The following is a 14,672-nucleotide window of genomic DNA, read 5'->3' as shown; positions in this document are numbered from 1 at the left end:
AGAGAGTGCTCCATGCCTTCATCGACCGCCCCGATTGCCCGTAAAGCCCCAGGCCAGGACCCGTACGCCTGGCTGCAAGAGCGCGACAGCGTTGAAGTCCTTGATTACCTGAAGGCCGAAAATGCCTTCCAGGAAGCCCGGCTCGCCGACCAGCAGGCCCTGCGCGAAACCCTGTTCGAGGAGATCAAGGGCCGCATCCTCGAAACCGACCTGTCCCTGCCCTCTCCCTGGGGCCCGTATCTGTATTACACGCGCACCACCGCCGGTGACGAATACGCCCGCCACTACCGCTGCCGCCGCCCGGCCGACGACGGCAACCAGGTGGACGACAGCAGCGAAGAGCTGTTGCTGGACCCGAACGTGCTGGCCAACGGCGGCTTCTTTTCCCTCGGCGCATTCAGCATCAGCCCCGATCACCAGCGCCTGGCCTACAGCCTCGATACCAGTGGCGAAGAGATCTATACCCTGTTCGTGAAGGAATTGGCCACCGACAAAGTCAGCGAACTGGCGTTCGAGAACTGCGACGGCAGCATGACCTGGGCCAATGACAGCCTGACCCTGTTCTTCGGCGAGCTGGACGACACCCACCGCCCGCACAAGCTGTATCGCTACCGCCTGGATGGCACGGCGGCGCAGGAAGTGTTCCACGAGCCCGACGGGCGTTTCTTCCTGCACTGCTACCGCTCCAGCTCCGAGCGCCAGTTGCTGCTCTCGCTCGGCAGCAAGACCACCAGCGAGGTCTGGGCGCTGGATGCCGACCAGCCGCACCTGGACTTCACCTGCCTGGCGCCACGGGTCGAGGACCATGAATACGATGTCGACCACGGCCAACTGAATGGCGCGTGGACCTGGTTTATCCGTAGCAACCGTGATGGCATCAACTACGCCCTGTTTGTGGCGACCGACATTGGCGACGTGCCAACCGAGGATGAGTGGCAGAACCTGATCCCCCACAGCGATGACGTGATGCTCGACGGCGTCAGCCTGAACACCGGTGCCATGACCCTGAGCCTGCGCATCGGCGGCCTGCCGGTGATCGAAGTACACCCCCAGGGCTTGCCGCCGTATCGCGTGGAGCTGCCCGATGCCGCCTACAGCCTCTACGTGCAAAACAGCCTGGAATTCGTCAGCGACAAGATCCGCCTGCGCTATGAAGCCCTGAACCGCCCGGCCCAGGTGCGCCAGCTGGAACTGGCCAGCGGCGCGCAACAGGTGCTCAAGGAAACCCCGGTACTCGGCGTGTTCAATGCCGATGACTACGTCAGCCAGCGCCTGTGGGCCACCTCCGCCGATGGCACCCAGGTGCCGATCAGCCTGGTGGTCAAGCGCGACCAGCTCGGCAAGCCAACACCGTTGTACCTGTATGGCTACGGCGCCTATGGCTCAAGCCTCGACCCGTGGTTCTCCCATGCACGCCTGAGCCTGCTGGACCGTGGCGTGGCCTTCGCCATTGCGCATGTGCGCGGCGGTGGCGAACTGGGTGAAGCCTGGTATCGCAATGGCAAGCAGGAACACAAGCAGAACACCTTCAGCGACTTTATCGCGTGTTCCGAACACCTGATCGCCGAAGGCCTGACCACCTCCAGGCAACTGGTCATCAGCGGCGGCAGTGCCGGCGGCCTGTTGATCGGCGCGGTGCTCAACCAGCGTCCGGAGTTGTTCCAGGCGGCGATTGCCGAAGTGCCGTTTGTCGACGTGCTCAACACCATGCTCGACCCGGAATTGCCGCTGACCATCACCGAGTACGACGAGTGGGGCAACCCCGAAGAGCCCGCGGTGTATGAACGCATCAAGGCCTACGCACCGTACGAAAACGTCAGCGCCCAGGCCTACCCGGCCACCCTGGTGATCGCCGGCTACAACGACAGCCGCGTGCAGTACTGGGAAGCGGCCAAGTGGGTGGCCAAGTTGCGCGCAACCAAGACGGACGACAACCTGCTGTTGCTCAAGACCGAACTGGGTGCCGGCCACGGCGGGATGAGCGGTCGCTACCAGGGATTACGTGACGTAGCACTCGAATATGCATTTGTGTTCAAGGCGCTGGGGCTGGTTTAAGGAACTTAGCGGGGCGGTCCTGTCTGAACATTCAGACCGCCTCCTGATTGATGGACCAAGATTGCAGCCATGGCACTCCCGACTTTAATGAATACCGAAATCCGCGACATGCTCATGGACTGCGGCCTGTTCGACCCGTTGTTGCCGGAAGACTTTTACGTCGCCGCCGGCTACTTCAATATCAGCAGCATTGCCGAGGGCGAGGTGATTTTCCTCGAGGGCGATGCCGGCACCTTCATGTGCATCATCCACAGCGGCCAGGTGGCGGTGCAGAAAACCAACCACACCGGCCAGCGCCTGACCATCGCCACCCTGCGCAGCGGCCGGGCCTTTGGGGAGATGGCCGTGCTTGACGGCGAGCGACGCTCCGCCAGTTGCGTGGCCGCCAGCGACTGTGTGTTGTTGAACCTGGGCAAGGACGCCCTGGAAAAGATGCTCAATGAAACGCCGCGTGTGGCGGCGAAGATCATCCGCGCAATCGCCATCGCGTTGTCCAAGCGCCTGCGCATGGCCGATGGGCAATTACTCTCCCAACAGTTTTAACCGCCGGGCGTCTTCGGCTTGCTGTCGTTCTGCTGCAGGCCAGGCACCGTCTGGTCCTTCGGCGGCGTCGGCAATACGATGGGCACCAACGGCGGTGAACCGTTCGTCTTCGGCACGGCCGGCGGGGTGATCTGCGGATACAGCGTCGGCGTTGGCGTGCCCGGTGCGCCGGGGCTAGGTGCCGGCGCCACCGGTACGGTTTGCAACTCCTGAGCCTGCGCCGCACCCAATGCGAGCGCGCTCAACACAATGACCGTTAGAATGCTGCACTTCATCGATGGCTCCATGGCCTGACCGGAATGTCGTAAGGCTACTCCCAACCGCGCAAGAATGCCCTTCCCAATGAGATTTCCATGAAACGTTTCGTTCTGCTGGACACCACCCCGATCCCCGACAACGGCGGTGCCTTGTGCCTGTTCGAATACGGTGAAGACTTTGTCATCAAGATCCAGGGCGGTGACGGCGGCCAGTTGATGAACACGCGCATGCACGGCTCCGAAGACGCGCTGGCGCAAATCCCTTGCCGCAAGGTCGCGGGGCGCCCGGGCTCACGGGTATTGATCGGTGGGTTGGGCATGGGCTTTACCCTGGCGTCGGCGCTCAAGCACCTGGGCAAGAGCGCCGAAGTGGTGGTGGCGGAACTGGTGCCCGGTGTCGTGGAATGGAACCGGGGGCCACTGGGGGAAAAGTCCGGCCGCCCACTGCTGGACCCGCGCACGGTGATCCGCATGGAAGACGTGGCCAAGGTGCTGCAGGCCGAGCCCCAGGGCTTTGACGCGATCATGCTCGACGTCGACAACGGCCCCGAAGGCCTGACGCAGAAGGCCAACAGCTGGCTCTATTCCGCCGGTGGCCTGGCCGCCTGCGCCAAGGCCCTGCGGCCCAAGGGCGTGCTGGCGGTGTGGTCCGCCAGCGCCGATAAACTGTTCAGCGACAAACTGCGCAAGGCCGGTTTCAAGGCCGAGGAAGTGCAGGTGTTTGCCCATGGCAACAAGGGCACCCGGCATACCATCTGGATAGCGGAGAAGCTCAAGGGCTGAGCACGCTTCCCAAGACGCCCCTCCCACATGTTGATCCCTGTCAGTTGTGGGATTTGCGGTAGTCGATCACGTACGGCACTTTTTTGTCGAAGGTCTTCTCCAGCTCATCGCGGTCCAGCCGGGTCATGCCGCCCAGTTGATGGGCGGTAAAACCGCTGTCCCCCACCTGCGAGCCCGGCGCCAGGCTGACCATGCGCTTGGCGACCGCTTCGATAGCATCCTTGTAGCCGCCTTTCTTGTTCAGGTTGTACTGGCCCAGATCAATCTGCGTGCGCAGCCAGTTACCCCAATAGAACTCCAGGAACTCCGGGGCGATCTGCCCGTCATTCGGCTTGCCATAGGCGGCCTTGCGGGTGAAGTACACCAGGCTGCGGAAGGTGTCGTCCTGCAGGTTCTTGAAGCCCAGGTGTGCCGGCAGTTGTTCCGGCGGCAGGGCCTGGCCCTGGTTGTCCTTGAGCCAGACCTTGCGGGCCGCTTCCATGCGCTGCCAGAAGCTCGCCATGTTCGGGCTGTTGCTGAAGTCGTCGGTGACCTTGACCCACATCTTCAAGCGCGGGCCGCCGCCGGGCACTTCCCACAAGGTGGTGAAACTGTGGTGACCGTCGGTCAGGTACAGCTGGCCGGCAGGGCCGACCACCACGGTTTTCATGTCCTCGGGATGGGTGCCCACCGGGTCCTTGCAGGTGAAGCTGTCGGGCTGGTGCAGGTCAGCCTTGTCGGGCACTTTGCCGGCCTCACCCTGGCCGTTGGTTTCGCAGTATTCATCGAAGACCTTGGCGGGTTTGTCGGCGAACAGGCCCAGGCTGTAGTAGATCTGGTCGAAGCCCACCACCGCCTGGGTCGGATGCAACTGTTCAAGGGCAACCTCGATCACCTGCCCGGGCTTGGGCGTCGAGAACGCCTGGGCCTGAAGGGTAACGACACACAGCAGCAGTGCAACAGTCCATGAAAGCAGACGCATGTTTTTCAGATCCTTATGAGTAAAGTAAATCGATCCCAGCAGTCATTTGCGACGCAAGCGGCTAGAATCAACGCTATCCGTGACCACCAAACAGCCAGGAGCCATGATGAGCTCGACCAACCCGCCCTCCCACACCGCCAAGCTGGACCGCATCCTTGCCGATGCCCAGCGCGACCGGGAAATGGGCTACCGCGACAAAGCCCTGAAGATGTACCCCCACGTGTGCGGCCGCTGCGCCCGTGAGTTCGCCGGCAAGCGCTTGAGCGAACTCACCGTACACCACCGTAACCACAATCATGATGACAATCCCCAGGACGGCTCGAACTGGGAGTTGCTGTGCCTGTACTGCCACGACAACGAACACTCGCGCTACACCGACCAGCAGTACTTCGGCGAAGGCTCCACCAGCAGCCCGACGATCGCCAAGGCCACGCATAACCCGTTTGCGGCGTTGGCGGGGTTGATGAAGAAAGACGACTGAAGAGTGTCGTCGCCTGTCCTGGCCTCATCGGGAGCAAGCCCCCTCCCACATTTTGAGTTGTGAACACTTTCAAATGTGGGAGGGGGCTTGCTCCCGATAGCGTTAGCCCAAGCAATACACCGCCTTGAGGCCGTATAATCGCCGCTTTTCTCCAAGGCACCCTTCCCCGTGGGCAATAAACGCTACAGCTGCATCGGTCTGTATAACCCCAAATCCCCCGAAAACGTTGGCTCGGTCATGCGTGCCGCCGGCTGCTACGGCGTGGCCTCGGTGTTCTACACCGGCGTGCGCTACGAGCGCGCCCGGGACTTCATCACCGACACCAAGAAGGTCCACCACGATATTCCGCTGATCGGCATCGATGACCTGAAGAAGATCCTGCCCCTGGGCTGCATCCCGGTCGCCGTGGAGCTGGTGGACGGTGCCCGCCCGCTGCCCGAATACACTCACCCCGACCGCGCGCTGTACATCTTCGGCCCTGAAGACGGGTCGCTGGATAAAGACATCCGCGATTGGTGCGAAGACGTCGTGTACATCCCCACCACCGGCTGCATGAACCTGGCCGCCACCGTCAACGTGGTGCTCTACGACCGCATGGCCAAGGGCAATAACACCCGTTCGGGCCCCAAGTACTGATCTTTTGGGAACATCCGGCGCCTGCGCGCAGTCAGCTGCATACACTTGACCTTGTTGGAGACAGATCATGAGCGACAGCACAACCTTGCGACCTATCATCGAACACACCCCCTTCCAGAATCAGCCCACCCAGAACGTGCACGGCTGGGAACGTATCGGCTCAGTGGCCGGTGGCGTGATGATGGTGGGCAAAGGCCTGCGCCGTGGCGGGATTTTCGGCCTGATTCAGGTGGCGATCGGCGGCGTGGCACTGGCGCGCGGGTTTACCGGGCACAGTGCGCTTAAAGACAAGCTGGAACAGGGCCGCCAGGAAATGAACAGCGTACGCACGAAGATCGAGCGTGCCGGTGCAGAGCTGAAAAACCTGAAGACCAAGGCGGAAGTGGCGGCTGAGAAGGCCGTTAAGACCACTGGTTAGATTCAAATGTGGGAGGGGGCAAGTCCTAATGCCATCATGTAGGAGCGAGCTTGCTCGCGAAAAACTCACAGGCGCCGCGTTCATTCAGGAAGCACGCGTTATCGTTGACGTTTTTCGCGAGCAAGCTCGCTCCTACATGGCATTAGAGCTTGCCCCCTCCCACCTTTTGTTTTGTGTATGGCGAGGGCTCAGCGCAGCAGCTTGCTGTCCAGTACCACCGACGATTCCCCAATGATGCTCTCGGCCAACTGCACAAACTCGGCGGTGGTGATGCTGTTGGCGCGCATCACCGCCTGCGCGAGATCATCCAGGGAGCGCTTGTTGTGAGTCTTTACGCGGATCTCGCGATCCAGCTCCTGCAACACCACCACCGCCCGTGACACCGTCGCACCGCTGACGTGGTCGCCGCGCAGGCTGGTCACGTCCTTGCCGTCCCTGGCCAAGCGCGCCTGTATCGCCTGATAGCGCTCATCGGTCACCCCGCCGGCACGGCGCACCAGTTCAATGGCGTAGTACTCCGCCAGCCCCTCGCTGATCCAGTCGCTGGTGTCGTGGTCGTTGAAGCGGCCAATCGCCTGCACCACTTCACGGATCAACGGGCTGCTGCCGTTCTCGCTGACCAGCGGCGTGCGGCTGTTGAGGTAGATCGAGTCGCGCGACGAGACCGCACCACGGCGCATCGGATCGCTGGCGCCCACCACCAGCAGCTTGGCCGGATGACGTGGGAACGCCGCTTCCACCTGCGGCCAGACAAAGGTCAGCAGTGTCAGCACATCCATCCGCCGCATGGCTTGGCCCTTGGGCGAGGCGATGGTCACTTCGGTCTCGCCCAGGCGCACGCGGCGGCTGCCCAGGGTGCCGGCGAGCATCCAGCCGGTGGGCCGGTCAAACAGGCGCGAGACGTTGTCGATGCGGAACTTGTTCTTGCCGATGCGCGGCCAGGCGGTTTCGATGCTTTTCCAGCCGGCCGGCAGTTCGAACACCAGGCGCGAGACCAGTTCGACGCCGTCCTGCTGGTCGAGGCGTGCGGGCGGCACCAGGTCTTCGCCGCGAAACAGCGCCCAGCTCGGAGTCATCCGAGCTTCGTAAATACCCGGTTTGCGCGCGTGGCTCAGGCGCACCCGATAGGTCAGGCTGGCCTTGTTGGCGCTGGGTTGCCACAGGCCACGGTGGTCATTGACACTCCACTGGCCATCGGCCTTGAAGTCGCTGTAGTCGCCGGCGCGGCCCAGGTCGAAGTTCAGGCTGCGCACCGCCGAACCCTGGGACAGGCTCACCCGCACCTCGGCCTGATCGTCCTGGGGCAGCAGCTTGACGTGATAATCCAGGTCGACTTTCTTCGCGCACCACGCAGGCATGCTCAACGCCAGCAACACCAGGCTTGCCGCCAGCTTGGTTCCCGCCCTCATACACACTCCTTGTTCAGCCCGCGCGGAAGATCAGGTAATCCTCCCAGTCGTCCTCGGGCACGCTGCCTTCGCTGAGCATGCGCCCGGACTGGGAAATGCGTTCGTGGTGCACGGCATCGCGGTCGCCGCAGACCAGGTGGTGCCACAACGGCAGGTCCTTGCGCTCGCTGACCAGGCGGTAGCCGCAGGTGGGCGGCAGCCATTTGAACTGGTCGGCCTGGCCCGGGGTGAGCTGGATGCAGTCGGGTACCGAGGCACGGCGGTTGGGGTAGTCGGTGCACTGGCAGGTTTTCAGGTCCAGCAGCTTGCAGGCGATGCGCGTGTAATAGACGCTGTTATCGTCTTCATCCTCAAGCTTTTGCAGGCAGCACAGGCCACAGCCGTCGCACAACGACTCCCACTCCTCCTGGTCGAGGTGTTCAAGGGTTTTGCGTATCCAGAAAGGTTCGACTTTGGCGGCCATGGCTCTACATCGGTATCGGTAGGTGAAAAGGCCGCCAGTCTAGTGCCCAAGGCCCCTGGGGCCAAGCGCTTACGACTGTCGGTATGACAAGACTTGTCAGTCTAGCGGGGGCGCAGTAGCTTTGAGCGCCGAATTGACGATCAGGAGCTGCCCATGACACGCGTTGCCGATTACCCGATCCATACCCAGTTCACCGAACGCTGGTCGCCCCGTGCCTTTACCGGCGAGAGCATCCCGCAGGAAACCCTGCTGAGCTTCTTCGAAGCCGCACGCTGGGCACCGTCGGCCTACAACTCGCAGCCTTGGCGTTTTCTCTACGCACGCCGTGACACGCCGGACTGGGAGCGCTTCCTGGGCCTGCTGAATGAATTCAACCGTGGTTGGGCACAGCATGCGTCGGCCCTGGTGATCATTGCCTCGAAAACCGACTTCATCGCCCCCGGCGCCACGGAAGAAACCCCGGCACTGTGGCACACCTTCGACACCGGCTCGGCCTGGGGCCACCTGGCGCTGCAAGCCAGCCTCAGCGGCTGGCACACCCACGGCATGGCCGGCTTCGATCAGGAACTGACGCGCAAGGAGCTGAAGATTCCACAGGGTTATGCGCTGCATGCCGCCGTTGCGGTGGGCAAGCTGGGCGACAAATCGACCTTGCCGGAGTACCTGCAAGGCCGTGAAGCGCCAAGCCCGCGCAAGCCGCTGAGCGAGCTGGTGTCAGAAGGTGATTTCAGCCTCTGAAACTGACGCAATCTCAAAATGTGGGAGGGGGCTTGCCCCCGATAGCGGTGGTTCAGTCAATAGATACAGTGACTGACACTCTGCTATCGGGAGCAAGCCCCCTCCCACACTTTCTCCCCGCGCCGCCTCAGTAACCGCGCTCGAAATCCACTTCCCCGCGCAAGGCTTGCTTGGCCTTGTACGCGCGCAGGTTTTCCAGGAACAGCTCCACCATCATCGGCGGCGAGGTCGGTGCGGAGCTGTGCCCGGTCAACAGAAGGCCCCAGGCGGTCCAGAACGGGTGGCGCTGCGGCAACGGTTCCTGGCGGCACACGTCGATCACCGCGCCGGCCAGGTGCCCTTCTTTCAGGGCCTCGACCAGATCGGCATCCACCACCGCCACACCGCGCCCGACGTTGATGAACAAACCGGTCGGCTTGAACTGCTTGAACAGCGCTGCGTCGTACAGGTCATGGGTGTTCGGTGTGTTGGGCAGCAGGTTGATCACGTAGTCCACCTCCCCCACCAACCGGCCCAGTTGGTCGAGCCCGGCCACTTCGATAAACGGCGCTTGTTCCCGCGCAGTGCTGGCGATGCCGTACAGCTTGACGCCGAACGGCACGAGAAACTCGGCGACACGCTGGCCGATGTCACCGGTACCCACGATCAACGCCTTGCGCCCCGCCAGGCTCTGGCCGGTGCGGCTGTCCCACTTGCGCTCGACCTGGCTGACCAGTCGCGCCAGTACTTCGCGCTCGTGGCCCAGCATGTAGGTGAGGACAAATTCGGCCATGACCTGGCCAAAAATACCGACGGCGCGGGTCAGGCGATAGTCGCGGGGCAAGCCTTCGGCCAGCAGCGGCGTAATGCCGGCCCAGGTCGATTGCAGCCACTGCGGCTGGTGTCCCTGGCGCAACAGCGTCGCCAACAGGTCCGGCTGGCCCAGCCATACCGGGCAATCGGCGGCCAGGCGCGACAGCTCGGCCGAGTCGCCGCTGGTGAGCACCTCCAGGTCCGGCGCCGCGTCATTGAGCAATTGGGCGTAGAGCGGGTGATCCTGTTCAGCAATCAGAACACGCATGGTTCAAACCTTTCAAAAACAGTGCAGACGGCCGCCCGCTTCCCTACGGCCACCGCCCACTAATACGATTCCATTGAAACCTGTGCCCCGGGCGAGGCACTGCCCGATCACATCGGGTCGTTGCGACGCAGCAGCTCTTCGGGCAGGTGCTCGATGTACTCGTCCTCGGCCGGCGGCATTTGCAGGTGATAGCCCTGCTTGTCGAGGTTTTCCAGCACCACGATGATGTCTTCGCGGGACAACTTGCGCTCCGGCGTCAGCACCATGTCGAAGGCGTGGTGCGGTTTGCCGAACGCCGCCATCAAGGGCTCCGGCACGCGCTCCAGGGCGTCGCTTTTGAGCACGTAGAGGTACATGCCGTCTTTTTTCAGGCTGCGATAGATGGAGCAAATACGTTTCAAGGCTGTTCTCCGGCAGGGGCCAGGCTGTCGAGCAGCGCCTGGCCCATCAACTCGCGGCGCCAGCCACGCAGCGAGTCTGGCAATTGGTAAGGCCCATCGGGGAAGCCACTTTTAACCAGGGCTTCGAGGGTTTTCTTGCGCAGCATCAGTTCCGGCGCCATCTCCAGGCGCTCGGCGAATGTCTGGCCGAGGGCGCGCAGTTGCTTGATCAACGTGGCGGCGTCCACCGGCAGCGGTTCAGCCACGGCCGGCGGCCACTGGTCCATGGACACGCTGCCGGCACGCTTGATCAGGTCCAACAGGAACTGGCCATCCTGGCGCACGGTACGCGGGTGCATGTCTTCGATCTTGCCCAGGGCGGCGAGGTTGTCCGGCTGGGACTTGGCCAGGGGCCACAGCGAGTGTTCGCGAATGATGCGGTTGCGCGGCAGGTCGCGGGCGCGGGCCTGCTGCTCGCGCCAGGCGCAGAGTTCACGCAATACGGCAAGCTGGGCACGGGAGAGTTTCCACGCCAGCTTGGCGTCACGGTAGACCTCGTACGGGTCGACTTCGCGGCGCAGGTTGGCAACCAGTTCGGCACCGTCTTCCAGGACCCAGGCGTATTTATCATCCGACAAGCGCGGGCGCAGGCGAATGTAGACCTCGGCCAGGTGCACGGCGTCTTCGGCGGCGTAGCTCACCTGGGTCTCGGACAATGGCCGCTGCAGCCAGTCCGAACGGGTCTCGCCCTTGGGCAACTCGATATCGAGCACGGCTTGCACCAGGCGCGAGTAGCCCATGGAGAAGCCGAGGTTCAGATAGGCGGCGGCCAATTGGGTGTCGAACAACGGCACCGGCAGGCTGCCGGTCAGGCGCAGCAACACCTCAAGGTCTTCGCTGCAGGCGTGCACCACCTTGATCACCGCCGGGTTCTCCAGCAACGCGGCCAGGGGTTGCCAGTTGTCGATGGTCAGGGGATCGATCAGGTAAGCGCGTACGCCATCACCGATCTGGATCAGCCCGGCAATTGGATAAAAGGTGTCGACCCGCATGAATTCGGTGTCGAGGGCGACGAATGGCAACTGCTGCCATTCGGCGCAATGCTGGCCGAGGCTATCGTTGTCGCAGATCCAGTGAATATCGATGGCCACACGGCTCTCCCTTGAAGAATGGCGCGCAGTATATATCGCGAACGGGGCTAGCGAGCATCCGCAGTGCACAGGCAACCATGAAAACTCAGACAGGAGATGAAGAATAGTCCGACAAGTGGGAGTTATCCTTTCTTACGAAGAACGTAGACCCGCCACAGGCTGGAGCCCGGCATGAATTCCTGCTGACTCAAGACCTTGAACCCGGCCTGGCGAAATTCCTCTTCCACGGCGGTACGCGAGGGTACCGAGACAATCACCGTGTCGCGGCTGACCCGGTGAAACTCGCGCAGCAACGCCATGCGCCCTTCGCTGCTGGGCACATGACGAAACAACTCCAGGCAGAAAATGCAATCCACCGCATTCGCCGACAAACCGATGGAAAATGCCGAGCCCTGAAAGGTCTTGACGCGCTTGAGCAATGACGGCGGATGGTGGCTACGGGCGTGGTCGAGCATGTCCTGGGAATTGTCCGAGGCCAGGATCACGCGGTTGACGTGCTCGGCCAACACCGGCCAGAAGCGCCCCGAGCCGCAGGCCAGGTCCAGGATCAGCCCCGGCTCGCCAGCGACCTTGAGCGCCTGGCGCACCAACCACTCGTCGCGCCATGACGCCAGGCGCTGGCGCAGACCGGGCGGGCGCGTGTCACCGCAGACCCTGGCGTGCTCAAGGCCACAGCGTTCGGCGTATTCGATCTCGATGGAAGAAGGAGGTTGTGGCGACATCGCAGGCTCATGTGACTGAAACGGTAGTGAACGACCTTGATTCGCAGCTTAACCCTTGCAACGTGAAAAAAAGGTCGAAGCCCTCACCAGCGTAAAAACCATCACGCCTGATGCAGATACCAACGCCAGTCCTGCTCGCCCACCTCGCCCATGAACTGGCGGTATTCAGCATGTTTCACCGCCAGGTACACGCCCAGGAACTCGCTGCCGAACGCCTCCCGCGCCCAGCTTGAAGCCTCCAGTGCGCGCAGGGTGGTGAGCCAATCGGTGGGCAGCAACGCCTTGGCCTGGGCGTAGCCGTTGCCTTCCACCGGGGCACCGGGGTCGCGTTGTTCGCGAAGGCCACGGTGGATGCCCGCCAGGATCGCGGCCGCCGCCAGGTAAGGGTTGGCATCGGCGCCGCAAATGCGGTGTTCGATATGCCGGGAATGGGCCGGACCACCCGGCACCCGCAGGCTGACGGTGCGGTTGTCCACGCCCCAGGTGGCGGCCAGCGGCGCATAGCTGTTGGTTTGGAAACGGCGATAGGAGTTGGCGTTGGGGCAGAACATCAGCAGTGAATCGAGCAGGGTGCTGAGCATGCCCCCCACTGCGTGGCGCAGCAGTGGCGTGCCGTCGGCGGCTTCACTGGCGAACAGGTTGTTGCCCTCGGCGTCGGCCAGGCTGACGTGCATGTGCATGCCGGTGCCCGCCAGGTCATCGAACGGCTTGGCCATGAAGCACGCAGCCATGCCGTGTTTGTGCGCCACGCCCTTGACCAGGCGCTTGTAGCGCACCGCTTCGTCCATGGCTTGCAGGGCGTCGGCGCGGTGTTCCAGGGTGATTTCCACCTGGCCCGGGGCGTATTCGGAGATCGCCGTGCGCGCCGGAATGCCTTGCAGTTTGCAGGCGCTGTAAAGGTCGGCGAGGAACGGTTCGATCTGCTCCAGCTCACGCAGGCCGTAGACCTGGGTTGCGCGTGGGCGCCCGCCGTCCACGTCCCGTGCGGGTTGCGGGCGGCCATTGCCGTCGGGCTTCTGGTCGAGCAGGTAGAACTCCAGCTCCGCCGCCATTACCGGGTAATAACCGTCGGCGTTCAGGCCCTCGATCACCTTGGCCAGCAAATGCCGGGGGTCGGCCACGGTGGCGGGCAGGCCTTCGGTGGGGTGCATGCTGACCTGCACCGCAGCGGTCGGGATCAGCCGCCACGGCATGCGCTGCAAACTGCCGCTGATCGGGTAGGCGCGGCAGTCGATATCGCCCACTTCCCACACCAGCCCGGAATTTTCCACATCGTCGCCATTGATGGTCAGGCCGAGGATGGTGCTGGGCAGCGGCCGCCCGCTTTCATACACCGCCAGCAATTCGTCGCGGTGCAGCAACTTGCCGCGCGGCACGCCGTTGTTGTCGAGGATAAACAGCTCGAACATCTCGATGTCCGGATGCTGTTCAAGGAAGGCGTGGGCTTCGTGCAGGCTGGCAAAAACACTCATGGGGGGTTCTCGTACGTTTGTTTCAGGCAGGCGCGCACAAGGGTGCGTCATCCGTGGGGTAAATCAGCGTAGGAGAAGGGAGTCTGGCGGGCGCGCGTGGCGGCAGTGGAACAGGGCCCAGAAGGCGAGCTCGGAGGGCAGTGTCGCAGGGTGAGTGTCGGAAGAGCCGCCCATGGGTGGATCACAATGATAGAGATGCGCCCAGCGTCACACGCCCGCATAGGTGTTTAAATTCAGGGTTGATGGAGTTTGGTTGCGACTTGGCTAAACATTCAACGCCCCTTGCTACCTGGCCTTGCTGCTGGAAATAATGACCGCCCGCGAGCATGCCCCAAGGACTCGATCGCATGAAAACAACGATAACCCTGTGCGTACTGGTAAGCCTGGCCACCTCCGCCCTGGCCGACACCGCCCCCTCGCGCCTTGACCAGGTGCTTGAGCGCGGCACCCTCAGCGTCTGCACCACCGGCGACTACAAGCCCTACACCTCGTTGCGCGCCGATGGCGGCTATGAAGGCATCGACATTGCCATGGCCGAGTCCCTGGCCAAGAGCCTTAATGCCAGGATCCAGTGGGTGCCCACCACCTGGAAAACCCTGATGCCGGACTTCCTCGCCCAGCGCTGCGACATTGCCGTGGGCGGGATTTCGGTGTCCCTGGAACGCCAGAAAAAAGCCTTCTTCAGCCAGTCCCTCGGGGTCGACGGCAAGATTCCGCTGGTGCGTTGCGCCGACGTCAAGCGTTACCAGACCGTGGAGCAGATCAACCAGCCCCAGGTGCGCGTGATCGAACCGGCGGGCGGCACCAACGAAGTCTTCGCTCGCGCCCATCTGGGCCAGGCGCAAATCCGCCTGCACGACAACGTGACCATCTTCGACGAACTGCTGGCCGGCAAGGCCGACGTGATGATCACCGACGCCAGCGAGGCGCGTTACCAGCAGAAGCAAAAGCCCGGGTTGTGCGCGGTCAACCCGGAGCGGCAGATGCAGTACAGCGAAAAAGCCTTCCTGCTGCCCCGCGATGATGTGGCGTGGAAGAGCTATGTCGACCAGTGGTTGCACCTGAGCGTGGCCACCGGCGTCTACGACGGCATCGTCAGCCAATGGTTGGCGGCGCCCTGAGCCATGGCCGTCTACGCTGTGG

The 14,672-nt window shown here is 62.9% G+C and carries 17 protein-coding genes; 8 read left to right on the top strand and 9 right to left on the bottom strand.

The annotated features are described in order from the left end of the window. The first annotated feature begins 12 nt into the window (after positions 1-12). Positions 13-2,055, top strand: a complete 2,043-nt coding sequence (locus BLW22_RS05090; RefSeq protein WP_074844475.1) for a S9 family peptidase — start codon at positions 13-15, stop codon at positions 2,053-2,055. A gap of 69 nt (positions 2,056-2,124) precedes the next feature. Next, on the top strand, positions 2,125-2,598 hold the full coding sequence (locus BLW22_RS05085) for a cyclic nucleotide-binding domain-containing protein (protein WP_027604267.1): 474 nt from the start codon (positions 2,125-2,127) through the stop codon (positions 2,596-2,598). Here BLW22_RS05085 and BLW22_RS05080 read toward each other — a convergent pair. Beyond that, positions 2,595-2,873, bottom strand: a complete 279-nt coding sequence (locus tag BLW22_RS05080; protein WP_027604268.1) for a hypothetical protein — start codon at positions 2,871-2,873, stop codon at positions 2,595-2,597. The genes BLW22_RS05085 and BLW22_RS05080 overlap by 4 nt on opposite strands. Positions 2,874-2,951: 78 nt before the next feature. On the opposite strand from BLW22_RS05080, the gene BLW22_RS05075 reads away from it, so the two are divergent. After that, on the top strand, positions 2,952-3,638 hold the full coding sequence (locus BLW22_RS05075; RefSeq protein ID WP_065928179.1) for a spermidine synthase: 687 nt from the start codon (positions 2,952-2,954) through the stop codon (positions 3,636-3,638). Between the two features lie 40 nt (positions 3,639-3,678). Here BLW22_RS05075 and BLW22_RS05070 read toward each other — a convergent pair whose 3' ends face one another. Beyond that, positions 3,679-4,599 (bottom strand): ParB/Srx family N-terminal domain-containing protein, encoded by a 921-nt coding sequence (locus BLW22_RS05070; RefSeq protein ID WP_065928180.1) that lies wholly within the window; start codon positions 4,597-4,599, stop codon positions 3,679-3,681. 106 nt (positions 4,600-4,705) lie between these two features. Here BLW22_RS05070 and BLW22_RS05065 point away from each other — a divergent pair, with 106 nt between their 5' ends. The 3 genes from BLW22_RS05065 (at position 4,706) to BLW22_RS05055 (ending at position 6,134) form a co-directional block, all read left to right on the top strand. Continuing rightward, positions 4,706-5,080 (top strand): YajD family HNH nuclease, encoded by a 375-nt coding sequence (locus tag BLW22_RS05065; RefSeq protein WP_003210675.1) that lies wholly within the window; start codon positions 4,706-4,708, stop codon positions 5,078-5,080. A gap of 168 nt (positions 5,081-5,248) precedes the next feature. Next, on the top strand, positions 5,249-5,716 hold the full coding sequence (locus tag BLW22_RS05060; RefSeq protein WP_065938927.1) for an RNA methyltransferase: 468 nt from the start codon (positions 5,249-5,251) through the stop codon (positions 5,714-5,716). A gap of 67 nt (positions 5,717-5,783) precedes the next feature. Next, on the top strand, positions 5,784-6,134 hold the full coding sequence (locus BLW22_RS05055) for a YgaP family membrane protein (protein WP_027604272.1): 351 nt from the start codon (positions 5,784-5,786) through the stop codon (positions 6,132-6,134). 188 nt (positions 6,135-6,322) lie between these two features. Here the strand turns inward: BLW22_RS05055 and BLW22_RS05050 are convergent, their stop codons facing one another. Then, positions 6,323-7,543: a hypothetical protein gene (locus BLW22_RS05050; protein WP_065928182.1), complete on the bottom strand. Its 1,221-nt coding sequence runs from the start codon at positions 7,541-7,543 to the stop codon at positions 6,323-6,325. Between the two features lie 13 nt (positions 7,544-7,556). Further along, on the bottom strand, positions 7,557-8,006 hold the full coding sequence (locus BLW22_RS05045) for a YcgN family cysteine cluster protein (protein WP_003172524.1): 450 nt from the start codon (positions 8,004-8,006) through the stop codon (positions 7,557-7,559). A 153-nt stretch (positions 8,007-8,159) separates the two neighbouring features. Here BLW22_RS05045 and BLW22_RS05040 point away from each other — a divergent pair, with 153 nt between their 5' ends. Next, on the top strand, positions 8,160-8,744 hold the full coding sequence (locus tag BLW22_RS05040; RefSeq protein ID WP_027604274.1) for a nitroreductase family protein: 585 nt from the start codon (positions 8,160-8,162) through the stop codon (positions 8,742-8,744). Positions 8,745-8,871: 127 nt separating this feature from the next. Here BLW22_RS05040 and BLW22_RS05035 read toward each other — a convergent pair whose 3' ends face one another. From BLW22_RS05035 to BLW22_RS05015, 5 genes are all read right to left on the bottom strand, one after another. Next, positions 8,872-9,804 (bottom strand): D-2-hydroxyacid dehydrogenase, encoded by a 933-nt coding sequence (locus tag BLW22_RS05035; protein WP_027604275.1) that lies wholly within the window; start codon positions 9,802-9,804, stop codon positions 8,872-8,874. 107 nt (positions 9,805-9,911) lie between these two features. Continuing rightward, positions 9,912-10,205, bottom strand: coding sequence for a YcgL domain-containing protein (locus BLW22_RS05030; RefSeq protein WP_027604276.1), 294 nt, complete (start codon positions 10,203-10,205; stop codon positions 9,912-9,914). Next, complete coding sequence (gene rnd, locus BLW22_RS05025) at positions 10,202-11,335, bottom strand: ribonuclease D (protein ID WP_065928184.1); 1,134 nt, start codon at positions 11,333-11,335, stop codon at positions 10,202-10,204. Before rnd ends, BLW22_RS05030 begins: the two co-directional genes overlap by 4 nt. A gap of 122 nt (positions 11,336-11,457) precedes the next feature. Beyond that, positions 11,458-12,057 (bottom strand): class I SAM-dependent methyltransferase, encoded by a 600-nt coding sequence (locus BLW22_RS05020; RefSeq protein WP_027604278.1) that lies wholly within the window; start codon positions 12,055-12,057, stop codon positions 11,458-11,460. Between the two features lie 101 nt (positions 12,058-12,158). Further along, the gene (locus BLW22_RS05015) at positions 12,159-13,529 is read right to left on the bottom strand and encodes a glutamine synthetase family protein (protein ID WP_074844471.1); all 1,371 of its coding nucleotides are present in this window, start codon (positions 13,527-13,529) and stop codon (positions 12,159-12,161) included. 347 nt (positions 13,530-13,876) lie between these two features. Here BLW22_RS05015 and BLW22_RS05010 point away from each other — a divergent pair, with 347 nt between their 5' ends. After that, positions 13,877-14,650 (top strand): transporter substrate-binding domain-containing protein, encoded by a 774-nt coding sequence (locus BLW22_RS05010; protein ID WP_065928186.1) that lies wholly within the window; start codon positions 13,877-13,879, stop codon positions 14,648-14,650. Positions 14,651-14,672 lie beyond the last annotated feature (22 nt).

Source organism: Pseudomonas marginalis (genome assembly GCF_900105325.1).
GTDB classification, from domain to species: Bacteria; Pseudomonadota; Gammaproteobacteria; order Pseudomonadales; family Pseudomonadaceae; genus Aquipseudomonas; species Aquipseudomonas marginalis.
The sequence above is the reverse complement of the archived record's forward strand: the minus strand, read 5'-3'. Positions and strand labels throughout refer to the sequence as shown.

Coding starts and splice junctions, on each gene's coding strand:
- BLW22_RS05085 (WP_027604267.1), top strand. CDS start 2,125: ATGGCACTCCCGACTTTAATGAATACCGAAATCCGCGACATGCTCATG.
- BLW22_RS05090 (WP_074844475.1), top strand. CDS start 13: ATGCCTTCATCGACCGCCCCGATTGCCCGTAAAGCCCCAGGCCAGGAC.
- BLW22_RS05075 (WP_065928179.1), top strand. CDS start 2,952: ATGAAACGTTTCGTTCTGCTGGACACCACCCCGATCCCCGACAACGGC.
- BLW22_RS05065 (WP_003210675.1), top strand. CDS start 4,706: ATGAGCTCGACCAACCCGCCCTCCCACACCGCCAAGCTGGACCGCATC.
- BLW22_RS05070 (WP_065928180.1), bottom strand. CDS start 4,599: ATGCGTCTGCTTTCATGGACTGTTGCACTGCTGCTGTGTGTCGTTACC.
- BLW22_RS05080 (WP_027604268.1), bottom strand. CDS start 2,873: ATGAAGTGCAGCATTCTAACGGTCATTGTGTTGAGCGCGCTCGCATTG.
- BLW22_RS05040 (WP_027604274.1), top strand. CDS start 8,160: ATGACACGCGTTGCCGATTACCCGATCCATACCCAGTTCACCGAACGC.
- BLW22_RS05010 (WP_065928186.1), top strand. CDS start 13,877: ATGAAAACAACGATAACCCTGTGCGTACTGGTAAGCCTGGCCACCTCC.
- BLW22_RS05015 (WP_074844471.1), bottom strand. CDS start 13,529: ATGAGTGTTTTTGCCAGCCTGCACGAAGCCCACGCCTTCCTTGAACAG.
- BLW22_RS05055 (WP_027604272.1), top strand. CDS start 5,784: ATGAGCGACAGCACAACCTTGCGACCTATCATCGAACACACCCCCTTC.
- BLW22_RS05035 (WP_027604275.1), bottom strand. CDS start 9,804: ATGCGTGTTCTGATTGCTGAACAGGATCACCCGCTCTACGCCCAATTG.
- BLW22_RS05020 (WP_027604278.1), bottom strand. CDS start 12,057: ATGTCGCCACAACCTCCTTCTTCCATCGAGATCGAATACGCCGAACGC.
- BLW22_RS05045 (WP_003172524.1), bottom strand. CDS start 8,006: ATGGCCGCCAAAGTCGAACCTTTCTGGATACGCAAAACCCTTGAACAC.
- BLW22_RS05050 (WP_065928182.1), bottom strand. CDS start 7,543: ATGAGGGCGGGAACCAAGCTGGCGGCAAGCCTGGTGTTGCTGGCGTTG.